The 24058-nt window shown below is 41.1% G+C and carries 21 protein-coding genes and 1 other annotated feature; of the genes, 18 read left to right on the top strand and 3 right to left on the bottom strand.

Annotation, left to right across the window (positions count from 1 at the left end; genetic code table 11):
* The 12 genes from tdh (at position 1) to hfq (ending at position 14675) form a co-directional block, all read left to right on the top strand.
* Positions 1 to 1041: an L-threonine 3-dehydrogenase gene (gene tdh, locus HNQ41_RS00650; protein WP_184662480.1), complete on the top strand. Its 1041-nt coding sequence runs from the start codon at positions 1 to 3 to the stop codon at positions 1039 to 1041.
* A 237-nt stretch (positions 1042 to 1278) separates the two neighbouring features.
* Positions 1279 to 2454: a glycine C-acetyltransferase gene (locus HNQ41_RS00645; protein WP_184662479.1), complete on the top strand. Its 1176-nt coding sequence runs from the start codon at positions 1279 to 1281 to the stop codon at positions 2452 to 2454.
* Positions 2455 to 2662: 208 nt separating this feature from the next.
* Positions 2663 to 3832, top strand: a complete 1170-nt coding sequence (gene iadA / locus HNQ41_RS00640; protein ID WP_184662478.1) for a beta-aspartyl-peptidase — start codon at positions 2663 to 2665, stop codon at positions 3830 to 3832.
* A 130-nt stretch (positions 3833 to 3962) separates the two neighbouring features.
* A complete protein-coding gene (miaB, locus tag HNQ41_RS00635; RefSeq protein ID WP_184662477.1) occupies positions 3963 to 5516 on the top strand; it encodes a tRNA (N6-isopentenyl adenosine(37)-C2)-methylthiotransferase MiaB in 1554 nt (517 codons plus the stop codon).
* Positions 5509 to 5922, top strand: coding sequence for a YlbF/YmcA family competence regulator (locus tag HNQ41_RS00630; RefSeq protein ID WP_184662476.1), 414 nt, complete (start codon positions 5509 to 5511; stop codon positions 5920 to 5922). The genes miaB and HNQ41_RS00630 overlap by 8 nt, the downstream gene beginning before the upstream one ends.
* A gap of 334 nt (positions 5923 to 6256) precedes the next feature.
* On the top strand, positions 6257 to 6829 hold the full coding sequence (locus HNQ41_RS00625) for an outer spore coat protein CotE (RefSeq protein ID WP_184662475.1): 573 nt from the start codon (positions 6257 to 6259) through the stop codon (positions 6827 to 6829).
* A gap of 84 nt (positions 6830 to 6913) precedes the next feature.
* Positions 6914 to 7981, top strand: coding sequence for a putative amidoligase domain-containing protein (locus HNQ41_RS00620; RefSeq protein WP_184662474.1), 1068 nt, complete (start codon positions 6914 to 6916; stop codon positions 7979 to 7981).
* A 73-nt stretch (positions 7982 to 8054) separates the two neighbouring features.
* Positions 8055 to 10703, top strand: a complete 2649-nt coding sequence (gene mutS, locus HNQ41_RS00615; protein ID WP_184662473.1) for a DNA mismatch repair protein MutS — start codon at positions 8055 to 8057, stop codon at positions 10701 to 10703.
* A 15-nt stretch (positions 10704 to 10718) separates the two neighbouring features.
* Positions 10719 to 12659, top strand: coding sequence for a DNA mismatch repair endonuclease MutL (mutL, locus tag HNQ41_RS00610; RefSeq protein ID WP_184662472.1), 1941 nt, complete (start codon positions 10719 to 10721; stop codon positions 12657 to 12659).
* 14 nt (positions 12660 to 12673) lie between these two features.
* Positions 12674 to 13471, top strand: coding sequence for a class I SAM-dependent methyltransferase (locus tag HNQ41_RS00605; RefSeq protein ID WP_184662471.1), 798 nt, complete (start codon positions 12674 to 12676; stop codon positions 13469 to 13471).
* Between the two features lie 4 nt (positions 13472 to 13475).
* Positions 13476 to 14390, top strand: a complete 915-nt coding sequence (gene miaA, locus HNQ41_RS00600; protein ID WP_184662470.1) for a tRNA (adenosine(37)-N6)-dimethylallyltransferase MiaA — start codon at positions 13476 to 13478, stop codon at positions 14388 to 14390.
* Positions 14391 to 14441: 51 nt separating this feature from the next.
* Positions 14442 to 14675, top strand: a complete 234-nt coding sequence (hfq, locus tag HNQ41_RS00595; protein WP_184662469.1) for an RNA chaperone Hfq — start codon at positions 14442 to 14444, stop codon at positions 14673 to 14675.
* Between the two features lie 121 nt (positions 14676 to 14796).
* Here the strand turns inward: hfq and HNQ41_RS00590 are convergent, their stop codons facing one another.
* Positions 14797 to 15660, bottom strand: a complete 864-nt coding sequence (locus tag HNQ41_RS00590) for a hypothetical protein (protein WP_184662468.1) — start codon at positions 15658 to 15660, stop codon at positions 14797 to 14799.
* A gap of 399 nt (positions 15661 to 16059) precedes the next feature.
* Here HNQ41_RS00590 and HNQ41_RS00585 point away from each other — a divergent pair, with 399 nt between their 5' ends.
* The 6 genes from HNQ41_RS00585 (at position 16060) to HNQ41_RS00560 (ending at position 21028) form a co-directional block, all read left to right on the top strand.
* Positions 16060 to 16257 carry a hypothetical protein gene (locus tag HNQ41_RS00585; protein ID WP_184662467.1) on the top strand — a complete coding sequence of 66 codons (198 nt, stop codon included), beginning with the start codon at positions 16060 to 16062 and terminating at the stop codon, positions 16255 to 16257.
* A 17-nt stretch (positions 16258 to 16274) separates the two neighbouring features.
* Entirely contained in the window at positions 16275 to 16577 is a 303-nt protein-coding gene (locus HNQ41_RS00580) for a hypothetical protein (RefSeq protein ID WP_184662466.1), read from the top strand.
* A gap of 382 nt (positions 16578 to 16959) precedes the next feature.
* Positions 16960 to 17176, top strand: a binding site (T-box leader).
* A 105-nt stretch (positions 17177 to 17281) separates the two neighbouring features.
* Positions 17282 to 18292, top strand: coding sequence for an aspartate--ammonia ligase (asnA, locus tag HNQ41_RS00575; RefSeq protein ID WP_184662465.1), 1011 nt, complete (start codon positions 17282 to 17284; stop codon positions 18290 to 18292).
* Positions 18293 to 18345: 53 nt separating this feature from the next.
* Positions 18346 to 19149: an HAD family hydrolase gene (locus HNQ41_RS00570; protein ID WP_184662464.1), complete on the top strand. Its 804-nt coding sequence runs from the start codon at positions 18346 to 18348 to the stop codon at positions 19147 to 19149.
* Between the two features lie 301 nt (positions 19150 to 19450).
* Positions 19451 to 20119, top strand: coding sequence for an RluA family pseudouridine synthase (locus HNQ41_RS00565; protein ID WP_184662463.1), 669 nt, complete (start codon positions 19451 to 19453; stop codon positions 20117 to 20119).
* Between the two features lie 147 nt (positions 20120 to 20266).
* Entirely contained in the window at positions 20267 to 21028 is a 762-nt protein-coding gene (locus tag HNQ41_RS00560) for a hypothetical protein (protein WP_184662462.1), read from the top strand.
* A gap of 342 nt (positions 21029 to 21370) precedes the next feature.
* Here the strand turns inward: HNQ41_RS00560 and HNQ41_RS00555 are convergent, their stop codons facing one another.
* Both HNQ41_RS00555 and HNQ41_RS00550 read right to left on the bottom strand, forming a co-directional pair.
* The gene (locus HNQ41_RS00555; RefSeq protein WP_184662461.1) at positions 21371 to 22390 is read right to left on the bottom strand and encodes a tyrosine-type recombinase/integrase; all 1020 of its coding nucleotides are present in this window, start codon (positions 22388 to 22390) and stop codon (positions 21371 to 21373) included.
* A gap of 95 nt (positions 22391 to 22485) precedes the next feature.
* Positions 22486 to 24045 (bottom strand): NCS2 family permease, encoded by a 1560-nt coding sequence (locus HNQ41_RS00550; RefSeq protein WP_246421442.1) that lies wholly within the window; start codon positions 24043 to 24045, stop codon positions 22486 to 22488.
* Between the last annotated feature and the right edge of the window lie 13 nt (positions 24046 to 24058).

Here is a 24058-nt window from a genome sequence, read left to right as displayed (position 1 = left end):
ATGGGTAAGAAGATGAAAGCCATCGTTAAACACGAACGTGGTTACGGGGCGGAACTACAAGAGGTAGATGTTCCGACAATTGGCGACAATGATGTATTAATTCAAGTAAAAGCGACATCGATTTGTGGTACAGATGTCCATATTTATACGTGGGATGAATGGTCTCAGAGTCGAGTGAACCCACCATATATTTTCGGTCATGAATTTTCAGGTGTTGTTATTGATAAAGGCGCAAACGTTGATCGCGTCGAGCTAGGAGAACATGTTTCTGCAGAAACTCATATTGTGTGTGGAAAGTGTCCGCAATGTTTAACAGGCAATGCACATATTTGTGAAGATACGAAGATCATCGGTGTTGACACAGATGGTTGTTTTGCAGAGTACGTTGCATTACCACAAGAAAACCTTTGGAAAAATGATCCAAACTTACCGTTTGATGTGGCTTCTGTTCAAGAGCCGTTTGGTAACGCTGTCCATACTGTGTTGAACGGAGAAGTTGCTGGGAAATCAGTTGCTATCGTCGGTTGTGGTCCGATTGGAATTATGGCCGTTGCTGCAGCTAAAGCAGCGGGTGCTTCACAAGTGATCGCTTCAGATTTAAATGAGTATCGTCTCGATCTTGCAAAAAAAATGGGAGCAACAACGGTCATTAATCCTAGTGAAGAAGACCCTGTAGAAAAGGTGAAAAGTTGTACGAATGGACATGGTGTCGATGTCGTTTGTGAAATGAGTGGTCACCCAGTTGCGATGGACCAAGGTTTCAAAATGGCGACAAATGGTGCGCGTGTTTCAATTTTAAGTTTACCAGTACAACCAGTTCAAATTGACATAACAAATGATATTGTTTTTAAAGGCTTGACTGTTCAAGGGATTGCAGGCAGAAAGATGTTCAAGACGTGGCAACAACTCTCAGGATTGTTGCAAAATGGTTCTGTTAACTTAGAACCAATTATTACACATCACTTATCACTTGAAGACTTTGAACACGGCTTTGATTTAATGATCCAAGGTCGATGTGGTAAAGTCGTCTTACATCCGTAAGAAGAACAGTTTAAACATAGTAATAAAAATGCTAAAACGTTCATCAAAGCGTCAACTTCATCGCAAACAGCATTTTTACGTCACACCTTGAGCAAATCTTGGCTAAAAAAATTTGTCTTGTGATATAAACGTGCAAATTTCATTAAAAAATGTTCTTAAGAGCAGTGTCGATATATATTACAATTAGTTCTGAATAAATGATAAGATTTTGTTCACAAAAAGAAGGAGGGAACATATATGCAAGGTTTTGAACATATTGAAGAAGAATTAAACGCGATGAAAGAAGAAGGATTGTTCCGCTCCCTTGTTCCGATTGAATCTGATCAAGGGCCGAAAGTAACGATCGATGGACAAGAGCTCATTCAATTGTCTTCAAATAACTACCTTGGCTTAACGACACACCCGAAAATGAAACAAGCTGCGAGTGAAGCGGCAGATGCGTATGGTGCGGGAACAGGTTCTGTACGAACAATTGCCGGTACGTTTTCGATGCATGAAGCTTTTGAACGTAAATTAGCTGAATTTAAACATACAGAAGCGACACTCGTTTTACAATCAGGGTTTACTGCAAACCAAGCGGTACTATCTTCCCTTTTATCAAAAGAAGATGTCGTCATTTCCGATGAACTCAATCACGCGTCGATTATTGATGGTATCCGCTTGACAAAAGCAGCGCGAAAAATCTATAGACACGTTGATATGGCTAGTTTAGAAGAGGCGCTCAAAGCGTCCCAGTCATATCGTAAAAGACTCGTTGTTACTGATGGCGTCTTTTCGATGGACGGCAACATTGCACCACTTCCAGAGATTGTTGAACTTTGTGAAAAGTACGATGCACTCATTATGGTTGACGATGCGCATGCGAGTGGCGTACTTGGAAGAAATGGCCGCGGAACGGTGGATCATTTTGACTTAAATGGCCGTGTTCATATTCAAGTTGGTACTTTAAGTAAAGCTATTGGTGTATTAGGCGGCTATATTGCCAGCACACAATCAGTAAGAGACTACCTAATCCATAAGGGACGTCCTTTCCTATTTAGTACATCTCATCCGCCAGCGGTCACAGCGGCGTGTTCAAAAGCGATTGATATTTTAAATGATGAGCCTGAATTGATTGAAAAGTTATGGAACAATACACGCTTTCTTAAAGACGGCTTAGAAAAACTCGGTTTTGATACAGGTAAAAGTGAAACCCCAATTACACCAGTTGTGGTTGGCGATGGTGCAAAAGCACACGAGCTATCCGATCGTTTAGTAAAAGCGGGCGTATTCGCACAAGGGATTGCTTTCCCAACGGTTCCTAAAGATTCGGCGCGTGTTCGTACCATCGTAACAGCAGAACATGATGAAGCGATGTTACAACAAGCACTTGATGCATTTGAGGAAGCAGGTAAAGACCTGGGCATTATTTAGATAAATCAAGACTTGAAGGAACGGGAAACAAGATGTAAATAAGTGAATAAACAAGTGGGCAGACAGAAGGCATGGATGATTTCCATGTCTTTGTTTGTGTTTATTCGCTAGACGATTCCTTCATTTTTGTTCGACAAAGTCACTCCCCCCTTGGTATGATCATATCAACATACAAGGAAAACAGACGAACTTTTAGGAGGATACATAGATGTTTACACTGATTAAACAAGCCGATGTTTATGCACCTGAATCGATGGGAGTAAAAGATGTGCTAATAACCGCAGGAACGATAAGCAAAGTGGCTGATCATATTGAGTTACCTACAGGTTGGGGTGACGTTGATGTGATCGATGCGAAAGGAAAGAAACTCGTGCCTGGATTTATTGACGGTCACGTCCACATTCTAGGTGGTGGCGGAGAAGGAGGATATCACACGCGTACGCCTGAATTAATGCTTTCTGATGCAATCAAAGCAGGTGTTACGTCTGTGATAGGTGTGATTGGTACCGATGGGACGACACGGACGATGGCTTCCCTTGTCGCCAAGGCCAATGGACTAGAAGCAGAGGGGGTTACTTGTTATTGCTTAACAGGAAATTATCACGTGCCTGTTCGCACATTAATGGATTCAGTCGAAGATGACATCCTCCTCGTTGATCGAATTATTGGCTCAGGTGAAATCGCGATTGCTGACCACCGTTCTTCACAACCAACGGTCGGTCAATTGGCGAAAATTGCTTCACAGTCTCGTGTTGGTGGGATGTTATCTGGTAAATCAGGGATTGTCAATGTACACGTCGGTGGTGGGGATGATCAGCTTTCTTTATTAGAAGAAGTTATTGAAACGACGAACGTACCGATACAGCAATTTATACCGACACACATGAACCGAAGTGCATCCCTTTTGGAAGCGGGCATTGAATTCGCAAAAAAAGGTGGTCGCTTAGATTTTACGACAAGCACGGTACCGAAATTTTTAGAAGAAGGCGAAGTGACGTGTGGACAAGCGTTGAAAACCTTGTTGGATGAAGGGATCGATATTGAACAAATCACGTTTACATCAGACGCACAAGGAAGCCTCCCAACCTTTGATGAACACGGTCATTTTGTCGGTTTAAAAATCGGTCGAATGGATTCATTATTTGAAGCCGTTCGCGATGCCGTGCTGACACAAGACATTGCGCTTTCAACAGCTTTAAAAGTAGTTACAACAAGTCCTGCACAAGCATTCCAATTGGATAAAAAAGGTGAAATTATTGAAGGCAATGATGCAGATTTTGTGATGCTAGACGAACAATTACATGTCGATACTGTGATCGCACGTGGTAAAGTCATGATGGAAGGTGGAGAAGTTATCGTGAGAGGAACATTTGAGTAAGCCAACTTCTCTAATCTTCCTAAAAGAGCCTTGTTTTTTCTTGTCTTATGACGTGGTATAATGCGGTGAGTGCTTGTTTTATACAAGGGAATATCAAGAATTTTGTTTAAAAAAGGAGTTTCGAATAATAATGAACGAACAGCAACGCAAAACGCTTACTGTGGCAAATGAAACGTCTTTTTCTACGGACAAAAAATCCGAACAGGAAAAGGACTATTCACAGTATTTCCAAACAACCTATGAACCACCTAACATGAAGCAAGCGAAAAAGCGCGGGAAAGAAGATGTTGAAGTTCATTACGACTTTGACATTCCTGAAAATATGAAAGACATCGGTAAAGGGAAGAAGTTTCTGATCCGTACCTATGGTTGCCAAATGAACGAACATGATTCGGAGAATATGGCTGGTATTTTAATGAATATGGGCTTTGAATCAACGACGATCACTGACGACGCAGATGTGATTTTGCTTAACACGTGTGCGATTCGCGAAAACGCAGAAAACAAAGTGTTCGGTGAAATCGGTCACCTTAAAGCATTGAAGCGTGAAAAGCCTGGGCTTATTTTAGGTGTATGTGGTTGTATGTCCCAAGAAGAATCCGTTGTCAACACGATCCTGCAAAAGCACCAACAAGTTGACTTGATCTTTGGTACGCACAACATCCACCGCTTACCTCATTTGATTCACGATGCGATTTTCAATAAAGAAATGGTCATTGAAGTATGGTCCAATGAAGGTGACATCGTTGAAAATATGCCTCGTGCTCGCAAAGGAAAACTACAAGGTTGGGTCAACATTATGTACGGTTGCGACAAATTCTGTACGTATTGTATCGTCCCTTACACACGTGGAAAAGAGCGTAGCCGTAGGCCAGAGGATATTATCGAAGAAGTTCGTCACTTAGCGCGCAATGGGTATAAAGAAATTACTTTGCTCGGACAAAATGTCAATGCTTACGGTAAGGACTTAGTCGATGTCGACTATGGTCTCGGTGATTTAATGGATGAAATCCGAAAGATTGATATCCCACGTGTCCGTTTTACAACGAGTCACCCACGTGATTTTGACGATCATTTAATTGAAGTATTAGCCAAAGGCGGAAACTTAGTTGAGCATATCCATTTACCAGTACAAAGTGGAAACAATGACGTATTGAAAATGATGGCTCGTAAATATACGCGTGAAAGCTTTGTAGAGTTGGCAAACAAGATTAAAGACGCGATTCCGCAAGCATCGTTTACGACAGATATCATTGTCGGTTTCCCAAATGAAACCGAAGAACAGTTTGAAGACACGTTATCGCTCGTTCGCGAAATGGAGTTTGACAGTGCGTTCACATACATTTATTCACCACGTGAAGGAACACCTGCAGCGAAAATGGAGGATAACGTACCAAAAGAAGTGAAAAGCGAGCGTCTGCAACGCTTAAACGACGTTGTAAATGATCTATCAGCTAAGAAAAACAAGCAATATGAAGGTGAAATCGTAGAAGTCCTTGTTGAAGGTGAAAGTAAAAAAAATCCAGACGTCTTAACTGGTCGAACGAGAACGAATCGTCTCGTCAATTTTGAAGCACCGAAATCAGCAATTGGCGAACTCGTCCACGTGAAAATTACCGAGACGAAAACGTGGTCGTTAGATGGTTATGTCGTGGAAACTGCAGAGGTGACGGGGAATGAGTAAATACACAAAACAAGAAGTTTTAGACCAAGCAAAAACATTAGCACAAGTGATTGCAGAAACAGAAGAAGTTGAATTTTTTAAAAAAGCCGAGCAAAAAATTAACGAAAATGTTCGCGTTCAAGAATTAATCGCGCAAATTAAAAAGTATCAAAAAGAAGCCGTTAATTTGCAGCATTACGAAAAGGCAGAAGCATTAAAAGAAGTAGAAGCAAAAATTAATGAACTGCATGATGAAGTCGATAGCATTCCTGTTGTTCAAGAGTTTAAACAATCACAATCAGATGTAAACGGATTATTACAACTTGTCTCAACGACGATTTCCAATACGGTAACAGATGAAATCATTAAATCGACCGGCGGTGATTTATTAAGAGGGACAACGACGAAAAATCCTTTTCAATGTTAATTTTATAAAAAGCTAAATGATCCAAACCTACCCTTATCACGTTTTCGTGCTTTCATAGCGATAGAAAACGTGACATGAGCGGTAGGTTTTTTTTCGCCGTCATGTTTTGGATATTTCATACATATAGATAAATGAACGCTACCATCGGATGGAGAACGAAAATTTCTGCGAGGTGTTGCACCAAGATTTGTTCGCAAACATAGGCTGAAGAAATAGTATCGGATTTAATTTCATAGCACACTAGTCATACGCCTTGCATAGGATGGAAGTGAACGTGTCCTTACAGTCATTTGAATGTTGTTTGTGATATCAATCGTTGAGGAGGGTATAAAGCATGTCACCGACAGATAAAGATCTAAATTACAGAGAGATTATTACGAAAGCGGTTTGTGGAAAGGGGAGAAAGTTCTCGCAAGCGAGTCATACGATGAGCCCTTCCGAAAAGCCGACGAGTATTCTTGGTTGCTGGATCATTAACCACCAATATGATGCGGAGAAAAAGGGCGATGCCATCGAAGTAAATGGTAGGTATGACATTAACATTTGGTATTCTTATTCCAATAATACACAAACAGACGTCGCAACAGAAACGGTATCCTATACGGATATTGTTCCGCTCGTTATGCATGATGAAAACGTTCTCTCCGATGACCTTGAGGTGATCGCTCGAGCGATTCAACAACCTAATACATTAGAAGCTTTAGTTGAACCAAATGGGTACGATGTCAGTGTTGAAGTAGAAAGAGAGTTCATTGTCGAAGTCGTTGGTGAAACAAAAATAAGCGTCTATGTCAATCCAGATGGTGTTAGTGATGACTGGGATGAAAAAATCTGGGATGTGGATATCGAAGACGAAGAATTTGAAGATTTAGATCCAAACTTTTTAATGGGTGAATTAGAAGAGTAATGAAACTAGGAAGAAGGGAAACTTCTTCCTAGTTTCTTTCACTTCACCTCATTGATAGACGTGTGACGAGAGGCGGTTTTAAATATGGAAGAACGGCTAACCGCTGCGCAGTTTTCAAAAGGAACCGGAGAAAACAACCTATGGCAATATGAAATATACCTCGATGAATTAACGATTAAGAACCTGAAAGTGAAAAAGCCTTATTCAACATTTCGGGAATTGATATCACCTGTACAATTTAAAGAATATTATTTAGCTGACCGTATGTTAGAAATGGCTAGACAAATTGCTTGTCTCGTCACACCGTCGTCTTTATACGTGCGTTTGGAAAGGAAAGGAAAGTGCATTCGTTGGCTTGATGTTCAAACGTTGCCTTCTGAAAGCGAACAAAAAAATCACACACCGATTGCGATGACTTTCGGTGCTGATGTTGAGTTTATGATTGTAAACCGAAAGTCCGGAAAGTTTGTAGCCTACCCAGGTGCCACTTATGATGACGGAACAGTAGGAACAGACCGTGCGTTGAGCCGACACGAACACCACTTTTATCGACCGATTTTTGAATTGCGCCCACCCCCTGCGACTTCTGGTGAACAACTGTATCAATCAGTGAAACGTGAATATGAGCGGTTGAGTTATAGGTTAAATCGACATGGGTATGATATCGACAGTCGTCCGAATCCATTTGGTCGCTGGACGCTTGGTGGACATTTTCATATCGGAGGGTATTGGCCGAGAAAAGTAGATATTCGCCGCTTAGATCGTTACGTAGCTTTGCCGCTTCGAATTTTAGAAGATTCAAGCGGTGACGAGCGACGAAAAACAGACGGCCGTTTGAGTGCAGTGCGACCGAATGCATTCCAAGGGTTCGAGTACCGTACCCTTTCCACTTGGTGTGATAAAATATTAGAAGCGAAAAGCTTATTTCAATGGTTTGACGCATGTATTCGCAAACAAGGCATTGAATACTTAGACGATACACCGCTAAAAAAAGCAGAACTGGAAGCTTTCTATCAAGAAGACGATAAACAAGCGCGTGCGATATGCGAAAAGATGTATGAAAACATCAAGCGGACCTTACCACAAGGTTCGTTTTATGACGATGCCAAGTCTTTCTTCAATTGGGTCTTAAACAAACCTTCGAACGATTGATTTTCAATTAAGTCGTTTGCTGTGTATGTTATAATAAGTCGGAAATGATTTGTAGGAAAGTTGGAGGAATACGATGGCAAAAGAAACGCCAATGATGGAACAATACAAAAAGATTAAAGCGGAATATCGCGATGCATTTTTATTTTTTCGACTCGGTGATTTCTATGAACTCTTTTTCGAAGATGCCAAACGCGCAGCAGAAGAATTAGAGATTACATTAACGAGCCGTGGCAAAGGTGAGGACGGCGTTCCGATGTGCGGCGTTCCTTATCATTCGAGTGAAACATATATTGCACAATTGGTTGATAAAGGTTTTAAAGTGGCGATTTGTGAACAAACCGAAGACCCTCAACAAGCAAAAGGGGTCGTTAAACGTGAAGTCGTCCAATTAGTAACACCTGGAACCGTCATGCAAGGGCGAGCTGTACAAGAAAAAGAAAACAACTATATGGTCAGCGTCGATACGTTTGACGATGATACATATAGTCTCGCTGCGTGTGACTTAACGACAGGTGAATGTAAAACGACCATGGTCGCTGAAGATCTAGAAGCAGTAATTCAAGAAATAGCTTCATTTTCTCCACGAGAAATTGTCGTTTCAAGTGAAGTCGATGAAGAACTTATCGAGTGGTGTGAACGACGTCTACAGCTAACAGTTTCCGTTCAAGATGAAACAGAACTGCCTGCTGAGATGAGCTACGTGCTTTCAGATATTGAACAGACAAAGCTTCGCCAAGTGACAGCTCGACTGATCGCTTATTTTGTTCGCACGCAAAAACGCTCGCTTGATCACATCCAAAAAGCACAATATTATACAACAAAACAGTTTATGTCGATTGATCCTGATTCAAAGCGAAACTTAGAATTAACGGAAACGATTCGTGGCAAATCCAAGCGCGGATCTTTATTAGGTTTATTAGACAAAACCGTAACAGCAATGGGTGGACGGGCTTTAAAGCAATGGGTCGAGCGGCCGCTTATGGACGAAGAAGCTTTGAGTTTTCGTTTAAATGTCGTTGAAGCGTTGCTTGACGATTTTTTTGTTCGCCAATCACTACAAGAAGATTTAAAACACGTTTATGATGTTGAGCGTCTAACAGGGAAAGTCGCCTTTGGGAGTGTCAATGCACGTGAATTTGTCCAACTACGGCAAACATTAGCGAAAGTGCCACCGATTTTTGAACAACTGAATAGTCATCATAGCCCAGCGATACGAAAACTCGTAGAAGGCATTGATATGTGTCAATCACTGCGTCATCGACTAGATGAAAGTATTCTAGATGACCCGCCTGTTTCGATTACGGAAGGGAACCTTTTAAAAGATGGCTATCACGAACAATTAGACCAGTACCGAGATGCGATGAGAAACGGCAAAGCGTGGATCGCTTCTTTAGAGCAACAAGAACGTGAGGCAACAGGGATAAAATCCCTAAAAGTCGGTTTTAATAAAGTGTTCGGTTATTATATTGAAGTCACAAAAGCGAATTTAAACCAATTACCTGAAGGCCGTTACGAACGTAAACAGACACTTACAAATGCAGAACGTTATATTACACCAGAATTAAAAGAAAAAGAACAATTAATCTTTGAAGCGGAAGAAAAGAGTGGACAGCTCGAATACGAATTGTTTTTGCAGCTTCGCGAAGAAGTGAAGCAGTATATGAAGTCCCTTCAGCAATTGGCGCAAACGTTAGCGACCATTGATGTGTTGCAGTCGTTTGCAAAGCTTAGTGATGAAAATCGTTATGTTCGCCCGCAGTTTTCTCAGAATCGTGATGTAAAAATTACAGCAGGGCGTCACCCTGTCGTTGAACAATCGATTGACATTGGATCTTATGTAGCAAACGACGTGTTTATGAACGAAAAACGAGATATGTTGCTCATTACTGGACCGAATATGGCAGGTAAAAGTACGTACATGCGTCAACTGGCGCTTATTAGTGTGATGGCACAAATCGGTTGTTTTGTCCCTGCTGACGAAGCTCATTTACCGAAGTTCGATCAAATTTTCACCCGTATTGGCGCTGCTGATGATGTGGCACACGGGCAAAGTACGTTTATGGTAGAAATGGTTGAAACGAACCGCGCTGTATCGAAGGCAACTGAGCAAAGTCTGATTTTACTAGATGAAATCGGACGTGGTACATCTACTTATGATGGGATGGCTTTAGCACAAGCGATTGTTGAACATATCCATCATGACGTTGGCGCGAAAACGTTATTTTCTACCCATTACCATGAATTGACGACGTTGGAGACAGAATTGGCGCGTTTAAAAAACGTTCATGTTTCCGCTACAGAAGAGGATGGCAAAGTCGTCTTTTTACACCGAGTGATTGAAGGTGCTGCCGATCGTAGTTACGGTGTGTATGTAGCCGAACTTGCAGATTTACCTAAAAATGTGATTGAGCGAGCGAAAACGATCTTATCAACCCTTGAATCACAGACCCAAGATGCAGATCAAAGTGGACAAGTTAAAGAATTGATCGCTTCTCATGAGCCGAAGGAAGAAACAGAACAATTACCGTTGTTTCAAATAGAAGAGGAGCCGCAAAGCTCAAACGTGAAAGAAGAGCCGGAGTGTGCGTTTGAACAAATAGAGCCGGATGTCGATGAACAAGATGTTTTAGCAACGATCAAAAACTGTGACGTTCTGAATATGACGCCTCTTCAAGCGATAGAAACGTTAAATCAAATGAAACAGAAATTAGGTCATAAATAGATTGGAGGTTTTACGATGACAGCGACGATCAAAGTTTTGGATGATTTCTTAGCGAATAAGATCGCAGCAGGGGAAGTCGTCGAAAGACCAGCCTCCGTCGTGAAAGAGCTCGTAGAAAATGCCCTTGATGCAGGTAGTCGATCGATTCAGGTCGATGTGAAGGAAGGTGGCCTATCTTACATTCGTATCAATGATGATGGACAAGGTATACCTAGTGATGAGTGTAAAAATGCTTTTGAACGGCATGCGACGAGTAAAATTCACTCAAGCCGTGATTTATTTCGTATTGAAACACTTGGATTTCGTGGCGAGGCATTACCGAGTATTGCCTCTGTTTCATCCTTGACTTTACGAACGAGTCAAGGGGAAGGCCCAGGTATTGAATTGCAAATCCAAGGTGGTGCGATCAATAATGAAACGACAATTGGTCGAAGCCGCGGAACGGAAGTCATCGTTGAAAATTTATTTTTTAATACGCCTGCACGCCTAAAATATATGAAAACAATTCATACTGAACTAGGTCACATCAGTGACTGTATCAATCGAATGGCGATGGCCCATCCGGATGTGTCGTTTCAATTGCGTCATAATGATCGCGTGCTTTTAAAAACAAATGGAAATGGCGATTTATTACAAGTGGTCGCTTCCATTTACGGTGTGAGCACAGCCCAGCATATGATTAAAATCGATGCCTCTTCACTTGATTTTCAAGTGACTGGCTATATCGCCAAACCTGAAGTGACTCGTTCGTCACGGCAGTATATGTCGACGTTTATAAATGAGCGTTATGTTCGACATTACGGCCTTAATCGTGCGATTCATGATGGGTTTCATACGTTACTACCAGTCGGGCGTCACCCTGTTGTCGTTTTACACATCAACATGGACCCACAACTTGTCGATGTGAACGTACACCCATCAAAATTAGAAGTTCGTTTAAGTAAGGAAAAAGAACTCGTCGACACAGTCTCTGAGGCGATTAAAAAAGCGCTAAGTCGTGAACAATTAATTCCAGATGTTGCAAAACCGAGACCAAAAGCAAAAACGCCATCAGAGCAGCTGAGCTTGTCTTTTTCATCAGCTTCACAACCTTCATCTGTTCATGAAACAAACAAAATGACAGAGCCGGAGGTAGGAGAGCAGGAAGAGAACCACATCATTGTTCAACATGACACTGAAGGCGTCAAAGAAGAAGGAACAACGCCGCGTTTTTCGTCTCAACAAACTTTTGAGTCGCAAGAAGAGTACCAGGAAGCTGCGCCGACAACGGTTGAACAACCTTCAGTGGAACAACCAAAAGACAGTTCCAACATAGCGAAACAAGAGGTGCAGACAGAAACTGTCGCCGAAGCTGAGGACGAAGACGAACAAGAACGAATCCCAGACTTAGAGCCGATCGGTCAGCTTCACGGGACGTACATTTTGTCCCAAAGCGAAGACGGTTTATACATCGTCGACCAACATGCTGCACAAGAACGGATTTATTACGAAATGTTTTATGAAAAACTCGCTAACGAAACCGCTGACCAGCAATCTTTACTTGTGCCACTAACGTTTGAATGGACGGTAAATGTCGCAACGAGAATCGAAGAAGAAAAAGAAAAACTAGAAAACCTCGGCCTTTTCTTTGAACCGTTTGGCTCAAAAACGTACATTGTACGAAGCCATCCGTCTTGGTTTCCGAAAGGGGAAGAAGCCGAGATGATCGAGGAAATCGTTGAAAAGGTCATCGATAACCCGCGTATTACTCTCGGTCAGATTCGAGAAGAAGCGGCCATTCTCATGTCTTGTAAAGCAGCGATTAAAGCAAACCGTTATTTACAACGCGAGGAGATGGTTCAGCTACTCGGTGATTTAAATGAGTGCCAGCAACCTTATACGTGTCCGCACGGCCGACCGATTGTTGTACACTTTTCTTCTTATGATATGGAAAAAATGTTTAAACGAGTGATGTAATCTCGGAGGCGCTGATGATAAAAAGAATGGTCACAACAGCAGGAAAAGTACATCCTTCGCTTGTGAAACGAGCGAAAAAAATAAGTGAAGACTGGGATATTCCTTATGTTTCAAGAGAGCAGTCCAGTATGGCTACGATCATTGATCAATATAAAGCGGACGTTTTTGTGGTTGAAAAAGATCGTCTTTCCTACGTGTCACAACATGATCGAGAGACGGTCTTCTTTCATCCGAACGCCGCAATGTTTCGTAGTAAACAATGGTTAAAAACAGGTAAAGATGCGTTTTTACAAGCGGCTCGCCTTGAACGTGGCATGACAGTGATCGATGCGACGATGGGCCTAGGTGCAGATAGTTTACTAGCGCAAATTGCCGTCGGCTGCGCTGGAAAGGTCATCGGTGTTGAAAAACATCCTGTTTTAGCTTATTTATTAAAAGAAGGGTTGCAAACGTACCGTACGAAGTTTCAACCCCTCCAAGAAGCAATGAAAGAAATATCTGTTGTTAACAAAGACCATACGGCGTTTTTAAAAGAACAACCGTCAGCACATGTAGACGTCGTCTACTTTGACCCGATGTTTACGGAAACGATCGAAAAATCAACTGCGATGCGTTCATGGGAAACTGTGGCGCAACAAGAAGTATTAACAGAGGAGGCGGTAGCTGAAGCGGTTCGCGTCGCAAAAAAGAGAGTTGTCCTTAAAGACCATTTTCGTAGCGATCGCTTTCAGCGTTTAGGTTTTAACGTAACGAAACGCCCCTCTGCTAAGGCTCATTACGGTACCATTGAAATCGAAAGGTCAAACAGGTGATGATATGGAAAAATTAATAGCAATCGTGGGGCCGACCGCGGTTGGGAAAACGAAGATAGGCATCGAATTAGCAAACCGTTTTAACGGTGAAGTGATTAGTGGCGATTCGATGCAAGTGTATAGAGGAATGGATATCGGGACAGCGAAAGTAACAGAAGAAGAGATGGAAGGGGTTCCGCACCACTTGATCGACTGTAAGGAACCGACCGCATCGTTTTCTGTAGCTGAGTTTCAACAAGCGGCAGAAGAGAAGATTAAACAGATCAATCAAAGAGGAAAAACCCCTTTTCTTGTTGGTGGGACGGGCCTTTATGTCAATAGCATCATTTATGGTTACCAATTTTCTGATGTGCCTGAAGACGCAAAATACCGCGCTGAACTAGAAGACTTTGCGGCTAAACATGGCAATGAAGCACTCTATGAGCGCTTGCAAGAGGTTGATCCGAAAAGCGCAGAACAGATTCACCCGAACAATGTTCGCCGTGTCATCCGCGCACTCGAAGTCGCTTCATTAACAGGGACATCGATCCACGGACGTGAAAACACCCATTCATCTCCTCGTTACGACGTGACAATCATCGGTCTTGATATGGAACGGAGCTTGCTTTATGAACGTATTAATCAGCGCGTCGACCTAATGGTTGAACAAGGATTAGTTGAGGAAGCGAAAAGGTTATATGATTCAGGCGTTCGCGATTGCCAATCTGTACAAGCGATTGGATATAAAGAAATTTACGAGTATTTGCAAGGGGATGTATCCTTAGAAGAAGCGGTCGAGACTTTAAAACGTAACACCCGCCGCTTTGCAAAACGTCAGTTAACCTGGTTTAAAAATAAAATGGATGTCGAGTGGTTTGATATGAATGAAGGCGTTCATAAAAACGTCGAAAAAATCAGTAACTTTGTAGCAGGAAAGTAGCGTTTGATGGCGAATAAAGTAAGTAATGCTAATGAGGGAGGCCTGTCGACGATGAAACAGCAACCAGTCAATATTCAAGATCAGTTTTTAAATCAATTACGAAAAGAAAAAATTCCCGTGACGGTGTTTCTATTAAACGGATTCCAACTTCGTGGATTAGTGAAAAGTTTTGATAATTTCACCGTTGTTTTAGATACTGATGGTAAACAACAATTGCTGTATAAACACGCCATTTCCACTTTTTCACCGCAACGAAACGTGAAGTTAAACCAAGAAAACTCGTAATGAGGAATGGATCCGGTTCTACTAATGACAAGGGATAGAAACATGTAAATCGACATAACAAACGCATGGGTTTTTATTATGAAAATCCCATGCGTTTTTATATTGTTATATCCACGTTTTATCACGAGCGTTTTGATTTCCCTTGAAGAATGGGTTGTGCTTCTTTTTTAGACAATGTGTATGCTAACGCCACACGGTGATAAATATTTTTCATCATCTCTTCGGGGACCTCTTCGGTTTTTCCATCCACATTGATAAAAAATGTGTCATATTTCATCCTTTTTAGTTGAGTGAGACTAATATCAGCTACGGCGTGAAGGTTTGCCTTTATCACAAACGAGAATCCTTTCTTTTGCATATGGTTTATGTATGTACCTAACTGATTGCTGACCCTAAGGTAAAGTTGATTGTTCGACTGATCGAAACCTGTTGCAATCGATGGTTCATTTTCCCTAATGTTTACTTCAGTAATGGTGACCTCTTTCATTGAATCATCGTTTTTGAGGTCTTGTTCTCGGTCATCACGCTTTTTTATTTTTTCAATATAAGATAAATGATTGTGACAATTCTCTCGGATAGCCTGCCAAAACTGTTTGTTTTGCGATGCTCTTTTGTTATCGGTCATCCATTGAAGCAAAAAAATCGTTAATTTATAAAATAAGAAGGCAGCGAACGAAGCTGTAAGTATTGCCAATAAAGATAGGAGAGCTGCTATATCCTCGGTTGTGATTAGAGCGATACGAATGAAAGAAAAAGAGGGGATCGCAAAGACAAATAATATCATGAGGACGGCAACTCCTTGGTTGATTTGGAAATCGTAATGGTCGATATCTGCTTCACTGGGCAGTGCTTTATCCAAAAGATCTTCTTCATATGCTCTGTAAGAAGGTAATTTGCCGTCTTCTTCTACATGGTGCTCAAACCTTTGAAGAAGTGCACGTACTGTAGCTAAAGCACTTTCTTCTCGATTACTTTGGTCATCCATGAAAAAAGCTCCTTTACATGAAAGTGAGAACGAACAGTATGATATGAAAATCATACTAAACCATGATAAAGAAGTAAATGTTATTTTATTTGCTGGGATAGGCGGAGCGAGAGGTGAGCGTCGTATAATCATCATGCAAAAGTTTTTTTGTTCACCCCCTTTCAAATGAAATGAATGTTAAAATTGAAATCATTGGAACAAGTGATCATGAGAATCGTTCTAGGGAGAAGTTGATGGAGCTTTAAAATGAAATATAAAAAACGACAACTAAGCGCTGTCATAACGTGTACATACAAGTCGACAGCATCACAAATATTGAATTAGGTGATAATCATCAAAAATCTGATATCAAAAAAATAGAAGACTTTTACGATCAAGAGGGGGAAGTATATTGAAACGGTGATCGCGCATGAAACATATCAAGTGTCTACTGTGACATGGGCGGACAGTGAAGAGAAGCAACAAAAAGTGATTGATGAGCCCTCAACCATTCTTATACCAGAAGACGATTTTGAGCGTTTTACATTAGATGATAAGACGGAAGAAGAGAAACAAAAAGTAAAAGAACATGTATTATCATTTATGGAATTGTTCTAGCATTGGAGGTGAGTTTGATGACGCCACTAGTCTTACTAGGTATGCTACTTATTGGTTATACATCGATTTCGTTGATCGCTTTTAAATTAACGAAAGAAACGGGCCTTGTGATTTGGATTAAATTGATTCTTAGTATAAGTGCAGGGTGGCTCCTAGCCTACCTGCTAACAGGGAGTTTATTTTATTTAAGGTGGGAAATACAAATACAAATCCAAGAACAATCAATGAACCTCACGATGTATGTGTCTTTCATTGCATTCGTTTGTTTTCAAATGCTTCTTTATAACTTATTTGATATCAAAGGGAAAAAAAGGGAATAGATACAACGTAATGTTAAGATTTAAAGTGTAATGAAAAGGAAAGCCTTAATTGAAAACGCAATCAAACAGCCTGTATCAAAAGATGATCAAACCATATACGATACGGGCTGTTTTTATTATAGAGGAAAACTTTAATTATGCAACCTTCATTCCTTTCGATTTTAAACCGACGGGTAAATCCATCACCGATTTTTGTCATTCAGTTTGGATCAATCGCATAATGGGCACAAGAGTTACTCAGTCATTCACTACTAGGAAACCAACTCTTGACAATTTCGTGAATATCGTGTATATTTTTTAGATATTTAAATATATTGCAAACAAAATACATGTCCTTTGTCATAAGTACAGGTCATGACATCATGAAATAAAAATATGAATATCAAATACGATGAAGAAGACACGTTCATCGTGATTGAGAAATCACAGAGAGCTAGTGGTTGCTGAGAACTAGTATTTCCGCACGATGAATAACACTTTGGAGTAGTCAGGTCGAACTTGTAGTAGACTTGAACGTGGATGCACGTTACGCATTGACCAATGAAGGCTATTGTCATAGCAAAATCAGGGTGGTACCGCGAAAACCTTTCGCCCCTAGGATCGTTCTAAGGGGAGGAGGTTTTTTATTTTGGCATATTTTCAAAAACGTATATAAAGTTTACAGAATATAACGAAAGGTTCGAAAACAAAGGAGGAGATATATCATGACAACGTTAATTAAACCAAAGGGGTATCACTCACAACTAGATATTAAAGAAACAGAGAAAGCGATTAAATTTGTTAGGCAACGTTTTGAGGAGAAGTTTGCCGATGTCCTCAATTTATCGCGCGTCTCGTCACCATTATTTTTACAACCAGAAACAGGGTTAAATGACAACTTAAGCGGTAAAGAAAATGCTGTTTCGTTTCATGTAAAGGATGCGGATAATGCCAAAGTAGAGATCGTTCACTCCTTGGCAAAATGGAAGAGAACAGCGTTAAATGATTATGGATATGAATATGGAGAAGGCATTTATACAAATATGAACGCGATTCGCGCCGAAGAAGAGCTAAGTAACCTGCACTCCATTTACGTTGACCAATGGGACTGGGAAAAAATTATTACAGAAGAGGAAAGAACGGAACAGCAACTCCAACAGGTTGTGAAAAAAATCTTTCGTATTTTTCAAGAAATTGAGTGGAATTTATCAAACGAGTATGCTTATATCGAACCGATTTTACCTGATGAGATTAGTTTTATCTCGACACAGGAATTAGAAGATCGGTACCCCCATTTAACACCAAAAGAACGGGAAAATGAGATCGCTAAAGAGAAAAAAGCAGTCTTTATTACTCAGATCGGTGGTCCATTACATTCAGGGAACAAACACGATGATAGATCTCCAGATTATGATGATTGGACATTAAATGGTGATATCCTTTTCTGGTATCCCGTATTAGATCAGGCGATTGAAATGTCGTCTATGGGGATTCGCGTAGACCAAGCGGCGTTAGTCAGACAGCTGAAAGAAGCGGATTGTGAAGATCGCTTAACTTTAGATTATCACAAGATGGTTCTAGGAAATGAACTCCCTTATACCATTGGTGGTGGGATCGGTCAATCTAGAGCGTGTTTGTTCCTGTTACGAAAAGCCCATATCGGAGAAGTTCAAGCGTCAGTTTGGTCGAAAGAAATCATTGAAGAGTGCAAAAGTTCAGGTATTCAGTTATTGTAAGTATAGCAGTCTTGGTTGAAGATCTATCATTTTGTTAAGGAGAGGAAAAGTAGATGATCAAAGCGGTGTTTTTCGACTTAGATGATACGCTACTGTGGGATAAGAAAAGTGTAAAGGAAGCCTTTGTAGTAACATGTAAACGAGCAGAAAAAGAATATGGCATCGACGCTGAACAGTTGGAGGATGCAGTACGAGAAGAAGCGAGAGAACTTTATGCATCGTATGATACGTATGAGTTTACGCAAAAAATCGGCATCAATCCATTCGAAGGCCTATGGGGAAACTTTTTAGATGACCATGATGAATTTCGAAAAATGAAAGACATCGTTCCTACCTACCGAAAAGAGGCGTGGACGAAAGGTTTAAAGCGTCTAGGGATCGAAGATGAGAAATTCGGGGAAGAGCTGGCAGAGCAGTTTCCGATTGAACGACGAAAGCATCCCTATATGTATGAAGAAACGATCCGCGTCCTCGAACAATTAAAAGGAAAATATCAGCTTTTACTTTTAACGAATGGTTCTCCTGATTTACAACATACGAAGCTAGATATTACCCCTGAGCTCGTCCCATATTTTGATGAGATCATCATATCAGGTGGATTTGGAATCGGAAAACCTGACCCTTCGATTTTTGAACACGGATTAGAGAAAATAGGTGTTGATAAAAGCGAGGCGATTATGATTGGAGATAATTTACTCACAGATATTCTAGGTGCCTCACGCGTAGGGATGAAATCGGTTTGGATTAATCGAGAACAGAAAGAGAAGCGAACGGACATCACCGCAGATTTTGAAATCGAGCATCTTGAAGAGTTATTTCCGATTTTAGAGAAACTGAACAAAAAAGCACAGGTTTAACAGAATCCCCTCCAAGTAGTTATTCAAATCTACTTGAGGGGGATTTTTGTGGTTATCTGAATTGAGGAGCGAGGGTGTTGGGGGGCTGTGACCGATTTGATGGTTATGAGTGAAAATCGGTAGTTTATGAGTGAAATTCACCACTTTATGAGTAAGTTGCGACTTTAGGCCTATGAAGAACTGGTCTCTACCGAATATTAATTCGATGTGACGAATCACATCGAGGTTGATACATACACAGTTTGCTATGTTATCATGATATCTATTGTATGTTTAGTATCTATGAAGGAGTTTATGTGTGATGCAAATCCCAATTCTTTATGAAGACAACCATTTACTGTTTGTCCAAAAGCCAGTGAATGTACCTGTGCAAGAAGACCGTACGGGAAATCAAGACTTACTATCGATCTTGAAAGAAGATATAAAAGTTCGTTATCAAAAACCAGGCAATGTTTACCTGGGCCTTGTACACCGTTTGGATCGCCCTGTCGGAGGAGTGATGGTGTTTGCAAAAACATCGAAAGCGGCTTCGCGCCTCTCAGATGCGATCCGAAGACAAGCAATCACGAAAAAATACTTGGCAGTTGTCCGTGGACAAATGCCGAAACAACGTGACGTATTAGAAGATTATTTAGTTAAGGATTCTCGTGAAAATAAAGTGTATACTGCCTCCCCAAAGGATAAAAACGCCAAAAAAGCGATATTAGAATATGAAGTCATCGGCGAAAATGATGGTCTAAGTCTATTGTCCATCGATTTACAAACTGGACGCCCGCACCAAATTCGTGTCCAACTGGCATCACGAAATTGTCCACTATATGGCGATCAAAAATACGGACAACATGTCAATAAACCAGGCCAGCAAATCGCTTTATGGTCAGAAACTCTTGGGATCGAACACCCAACGAAAAAAGAAGAAATTAAGATCAGTTCTAAGACACCGAATGAATACCCTTGGAACCTTTGGTAAAGGTGAGCTTACGTTGAATGCACTTGATCTATACACCTCTAGTGCATCCGATTACCTGATTCGTGAAAAATGAGGATGGTGCCTGAAGTGGCAATAGCTCAAAGAAAGGTCGAATCGGGGGAGTAGTTCAAAACAGAGGTGAAAAGAATGAAACGATTTTTCTTATTATTGTTGGTCAGTTTATTTTTCTTTACAGCTTGTGTAGGTGATGAGGATGAGCGATCGATTCAGGGAGATCCAATAGATGACGAGCAGATGCTGGATTTGGGTCAAAAAGGTCCAGAAACAACAAAATACGATTTAAAAAATGGGGGATCGATACATATTCCCGAAAGCGAAGACCTATCGTTAGAGGATTATACGATGTATGGAGATGAGACTGAATATAACCACGTTCGGCTCGTTTCAGCGACTTCGTTTTCAGAATGTCCGCCAGAACAAGACCGTCACCTCCATCTACCGAATCAACCCAATATTATTGGAGGATATGTAGAACCGATATCTGATGATTGCTATGAACAAATCGTGCAACACCCATTTGGTGAAGTGCAATTTGATATAAGAAAGGTTGAGTCTGAAACAATCACGACACCAGAAGATGATAAAAAACGTGTGATTTTAGCCATGGAAAGTCACAATGCAGTTGAAACGGTCTCGGACATAGGCTTAAGTGAACACCCTGATTTTAAAGAAGTTTATGATTACTATTTAAAAGTGGAAGGGACTCATCCGGAAGATACATCACAGAATGAACGATTAATAGGTAGAGAATACGTTCTTCATATTTTCACGATTGTGGAACAAGGCGTTACGTATACTGTACGAATCGAGTATCCTTTAGAAAAAGAAACAGAGGAATTACGAGATAAGCTCTTGTTTATGGCGAAAACGTTAGAGGTGGATCTTTAGAGCTAGAATAAACTGATGGCAAATAAAATGAACCCCCGTAACGGATGTGTGACAAGATGAAAATTTGGCATTGAAAAGGGCATTAGAGGTGAACCTCTAATGCCTGTTTTTTGCTAGACTTTTTCGTAAACTTTGTTATTTCTGACTGAACTCGGAGGGTGAAAGGAGGCGGCGCCAGGTTGGCTAAATGCAGTCACGTTCATGGTTTCGTTCGATTCGGACATTGATTCCGTTATTCGCTTAAAAAAGGCAGTTTTTGAGCTTTCTTCGGACATGAGTTCCGCTATTTGTGAAAAAATCGCCCTTCATTGCCTGCAAAAGAGAAATGTAGCAAATCCCGATTCATTCCACCGCTTTTTGATCTATACGAGGAAAATCTTCGAGTAGGTAAGACGGAAGCTTTGTTTGATTTTTTACGATAAACGATTCGTAGCGATCTAAAGGTTGTGTCGTGACAAACGCCAGTTCGTCGCGTAAAGCTTCTTTAGAAGCCCCTTCAATCATCCGTTGTAAAATGTAGGAGTGACGGAGTTGGCGGGCTGATCGTTTTCGATAAATACCAGCGCGTTTCATTTCATTACGAATCATTTTTTGAATCGCCACTTCTGATAACCCTTTAGGCCCTTCGACTTCATAATCCCAGCGAAATGTCCCTCTTTGGTAGTCAAACGCAACGAAAAAGGGGTCTTCACTGTAATAGGCAGGTCGGACAGGTTCGGGGATTGTTTGATAATAGCGGTATAAAATTTGTTGGTCCTCAACGTGTAATTGAATTTCACGTTCTTTTTGTAGGCGCGTTTGAATGATAATCGCGTGTCTAGCAAAATGGAGGTCTTTCATTGTTAATTGCACTAATTCTTGTACAGATAAACCGTAATAGACGATCAATAAAATGATGCTTCGGTTACGGTCTGTGAGAAGCGGGCGGTATTTTTGTTGGTGTTCGCTTAATCCGATGTCGGTATCAATGATACGAAACAATTGTTTGATTTCACTTGCAGTGAAGAAGGAATGGTTATTTGTCGTGAGTTCGTACGGTTCTTTCTGTAGAATATTTTCGACGGTTTCTAATACATCTAGATTGTTCGGGTCAGCATAGGTTATAAATTGTTTTAATACTGAAAAAATTCGGCGTATCGTTGTTGCAGCATATTCATCTTCATCGAGTAGTTTTTCATGAAAACGTACAATCATTTGTGTGGAAAATGTCTCTTCTTCTAAAGGTGATTGGTCTTGGAGCCAGTTGCTAAAGTGATTTAAGTCGTAGCGGTATCGTTTCAGTGTGCTAGGTTGCATTTGTTGTTCTTGCTGAAGAAGGAATTGTTCGACAGTTTCGGATAGGTCGTTTGTTTTTTCTTCCATGACTTCTCACCTCATCCTAATTATAACAAAAATTAAGTAGGATGGCTGTTCGTAACAAAAAAAGCACCGCGATTTGCGGTGCTTAAGGTGCCGTTTTAAAAAGCTTTTTCTTCGTTACTATGAGGAAAAGAAAAGCGGTCGTTGGGCTGAATGTCTGCGGTTGGTTCTTGTTTTGTTACGTGTTTTGGTTCTTTTAAGTGAATGGCAATAAAGAAAAAACCGATAAATACGTAGCCGATCGCAAATTCTGTTGCTGCTCCAAAAGCGAGTTCTGGTGCGTGCATGAAGCCGAAGTAGCTTAGAAACGCGGCAATGCAGGAGAAGATGGCTGCTTTATGAAATGCGTGATCAATGATAAAGACAGTGATCGCCCCTAATAAAATCGCTGTAAACATCGCGCCTTCCCCTAATGGAACGATGCCCGTTGATACGTCTGAAACAACTTGAGGTGCATCATTACTGAAGTTTGTCATTAAATAGTTGGCGAAGTAGGGAAGCATGGCAAGTGCAACGGCTGGATAGTATTTTTTCTCGTTTTTATCAAAAGCAGATGAAACCATCATGACCCCTACATAAACTAAGATCGGTGCAATAACCGCGATCGGAATCATTTCCGAAAGTGCGGCAATTACCCCTGTCATCGCTGCGAAGGCAAATACGCCTGCGTTTAACAAACTATAGCCACGACCTGCGCCCATCGATTTCGCGCCGACAGAAGCGAGGTAAATCGTCGTAGGAAACATTCCTCCAAAAGCAGCGCCGAGCATCGTTCCGACGCCGTCTACTGCTTGGCATTCACGGACATCGTAATTGTCTCCTTCGGCAGACATCGCTTCAACATTGTTCATCGTCTCCACAGCGTTGTAAATTGTGATCGGCAAAATCACCGCTAATAAAGCGATCATCCCACCAAATAAGTATTGCAGTCCTTCAAAGACGGCGAAAGATGGAAGGAGTGGATAAAATCCGATGTGACTGAGTCCTTCACGAATGGCACCGAATTCAACGTAGCCGATGCTAAATGCAAGGGCGGTACCGATGACAATCGCAAATAAAGATGTTGGAATGCGGAAAGGAAGGGTGATCTTTCCGACAATCCCGACTAAGATGACGGCTAATACAAACAAACCGACAATCGGCATTTCAAACGTATGGAAGATCATTTCACCAGCAATAAACGTTAAGGCAACCCCCGCTAACGCCCCTAACATCGCAGCGCGTGGCAAGTTTCGCTGAATCCAATTTCCCGATAAGCTTGCTAACAGTTCAATCAAGCCACTAAGAAAGGCGGCAGCTAAGGCAATTTGCCAAGCGAGTACAGGATCGCCTGTTAATGAATGTGCAGGAACGAGGACCCCGAATAAAAACACAAACATAACAGGGGTACTAATTCCATAAGACATCGCGGTGACATCTGTGCGATTTTCTTTTTTTGCTAATCTGTTTGCCATATAAGCATAGTATAAGTTCCCGAAAATAACAGCGACCGCTGCACCTGGAATCACTTGACCAAATACGAGACTTGTAGGAAAGCCAAGTCCTAACATCGTGACAGCGATGATGACAAAGTTAGCTAAGTTATTTTGAAATAACGCAAAGAACGCATCGGTATCTTCTTTTTTAAACCAAGGGTAAACATTTGCTTTTCCAGTCATCTCTATCTTCTCC

It is taken from the genome of Texcoconibacillus texcoconensis, assembly GCF_014202575.1.
GTDB classification, from domain to species: Bacteria; Bacillota; Bacilli; order Bacillales; family Salisediminibacteriaceae; genus Texcoconibacillus; species Texcoconibacillus texcoconensis.
The sequence above is the reverse complement of the archived record's forward strand: the minus strand, read 5'-3'. Positions and strand labels throughout refer to the sequence as shown.

Coding starts and splice junctions, on each gene's coding strand:
- asnA (WP_184662465.1), top strand. CDS start 17,282: ATGACAACGTTAATTAAACCAAAGGGGTATCACTCACAACTAGATATT.
- HNQ41_RS00630 (WP_184662476.1), top strand. CDS start 5,509: ATGAGTAAATACACAAAACAAGAAGTTTTAGACCAAGCAAAAACATTA.
- HNQ41_RS00560 (WP_184662462.1), top strand. CDS start 20,267: ATGAAACGATTTTTCTTATTATTGTTGGTCAGTTTATTTTTCTTTACA.
- hfq (WP_184662469.1), top strand. CDS start 14,442: ATGAAACAGCAACCAGTCAATATTCAAGATCAGTTTTTAAATCAATTA.
- HNQ41_RS00555 (WP_184662461.1), bottom strand. CDS start 22,390: ATGGAAGAAAAAACAAACGACCTATCCGAAACTGTCGAACAATTCCTT.
- tdh (WP_184662480.1), top strand. CDS start 1: ATGGGTAAGAAGATGAAAGCCATCGTTAAACACGAACGTGGTTACGGG.
- miaB (WP_184662477.1), top strand. CDS start 3,963: ATGAACGAACAGCAACGCAAAACGCTTACTGTGGCAAATGAAACGTCT.
- miaA (WP_184662470.1), top strand. CDS start 13,476: ATGGAAAAATTAATAGCAATCGTGGGGCCGACCGCGGTTGGGAAAACG.
- HNQ41_RS00605 (WP_184662471.1), top strand. CDS start 12,674: ATGATAAAAAGAATGGTCACAACAGCAGGAAAAGTACATCCTTCGCTT.
- HNQ41_RS00570 (WP_184662464.1), top strand. CDS start 18,346: ATGATCAAAGCGGTGTTTTTCGACTTAGATGATACGCTACTGTGGGAT.
- HNQ41_RS00645 (WP_184662479.1), top strand. CDS start 1,279: ATGCAAGGTTTTGAACATATTGAAGAAGAATTAAACGCGATGAAAGAA.
- HNQ41_RS00590 (WP_184662468.1), bottom strand. CDS start 15,660: ATGGATGACCAAAGTAATCGAGAAGAAAGTGCTTTAGCTACAGTACGT.
- iadA (WP_184662478.1), top strand. CDS start 2,663: ATGTTTACACTGATTAAACAAGCCGATGTTTATGCACCTGAATCGATG.
- mutL (WP_184662472.1), top strand. CDS start 10,719: ATGACAGCGACGATCAAAGTTTTGGATGATTTCTTAGCGAATAAGATC.
- HNQ41_RS00565 (WP_184662463.1), top strand. CDS start 19,451: ATGCAAATCCCAATTCTTTATGAAGACAACCATTTACTGTTTGTCCAA.
- mutS (WP_184662473.1), top strand. CDS start 8,055: ATGGCAAAAGAAACGCCAATGATGGAACAATACAAAAAGATTAAAGCG.
- HNQ41_RS00620 (WP_184662474.1), top strand. CDS start 6,914: ATGGAAGAACGGCTAACCGCTGCGCAGTTTTCAAAAGGAACCGGAGAA.
- HNQ41_RS00580 (WP_184662466.1), top strand. CDS start 16,275: ATGACGCCACTAGTCTTACTAGGTATGCTACTTATTGGTTATACATCG.
- HNQ41_RS00550 (WP_246421442.1), bottom strand. CDS start 24,045: ATGACTGGAAAAGCAAATGTTTACCCTTGGTTTAAAAAAGAAGATACC.
- HNQ41_RS00625 (WP_184662475.1), top strand. CDS start 6,257: ATGTCACCGACAGATAAAGATCTAAATTACAGAGAGATTATTACGAAA.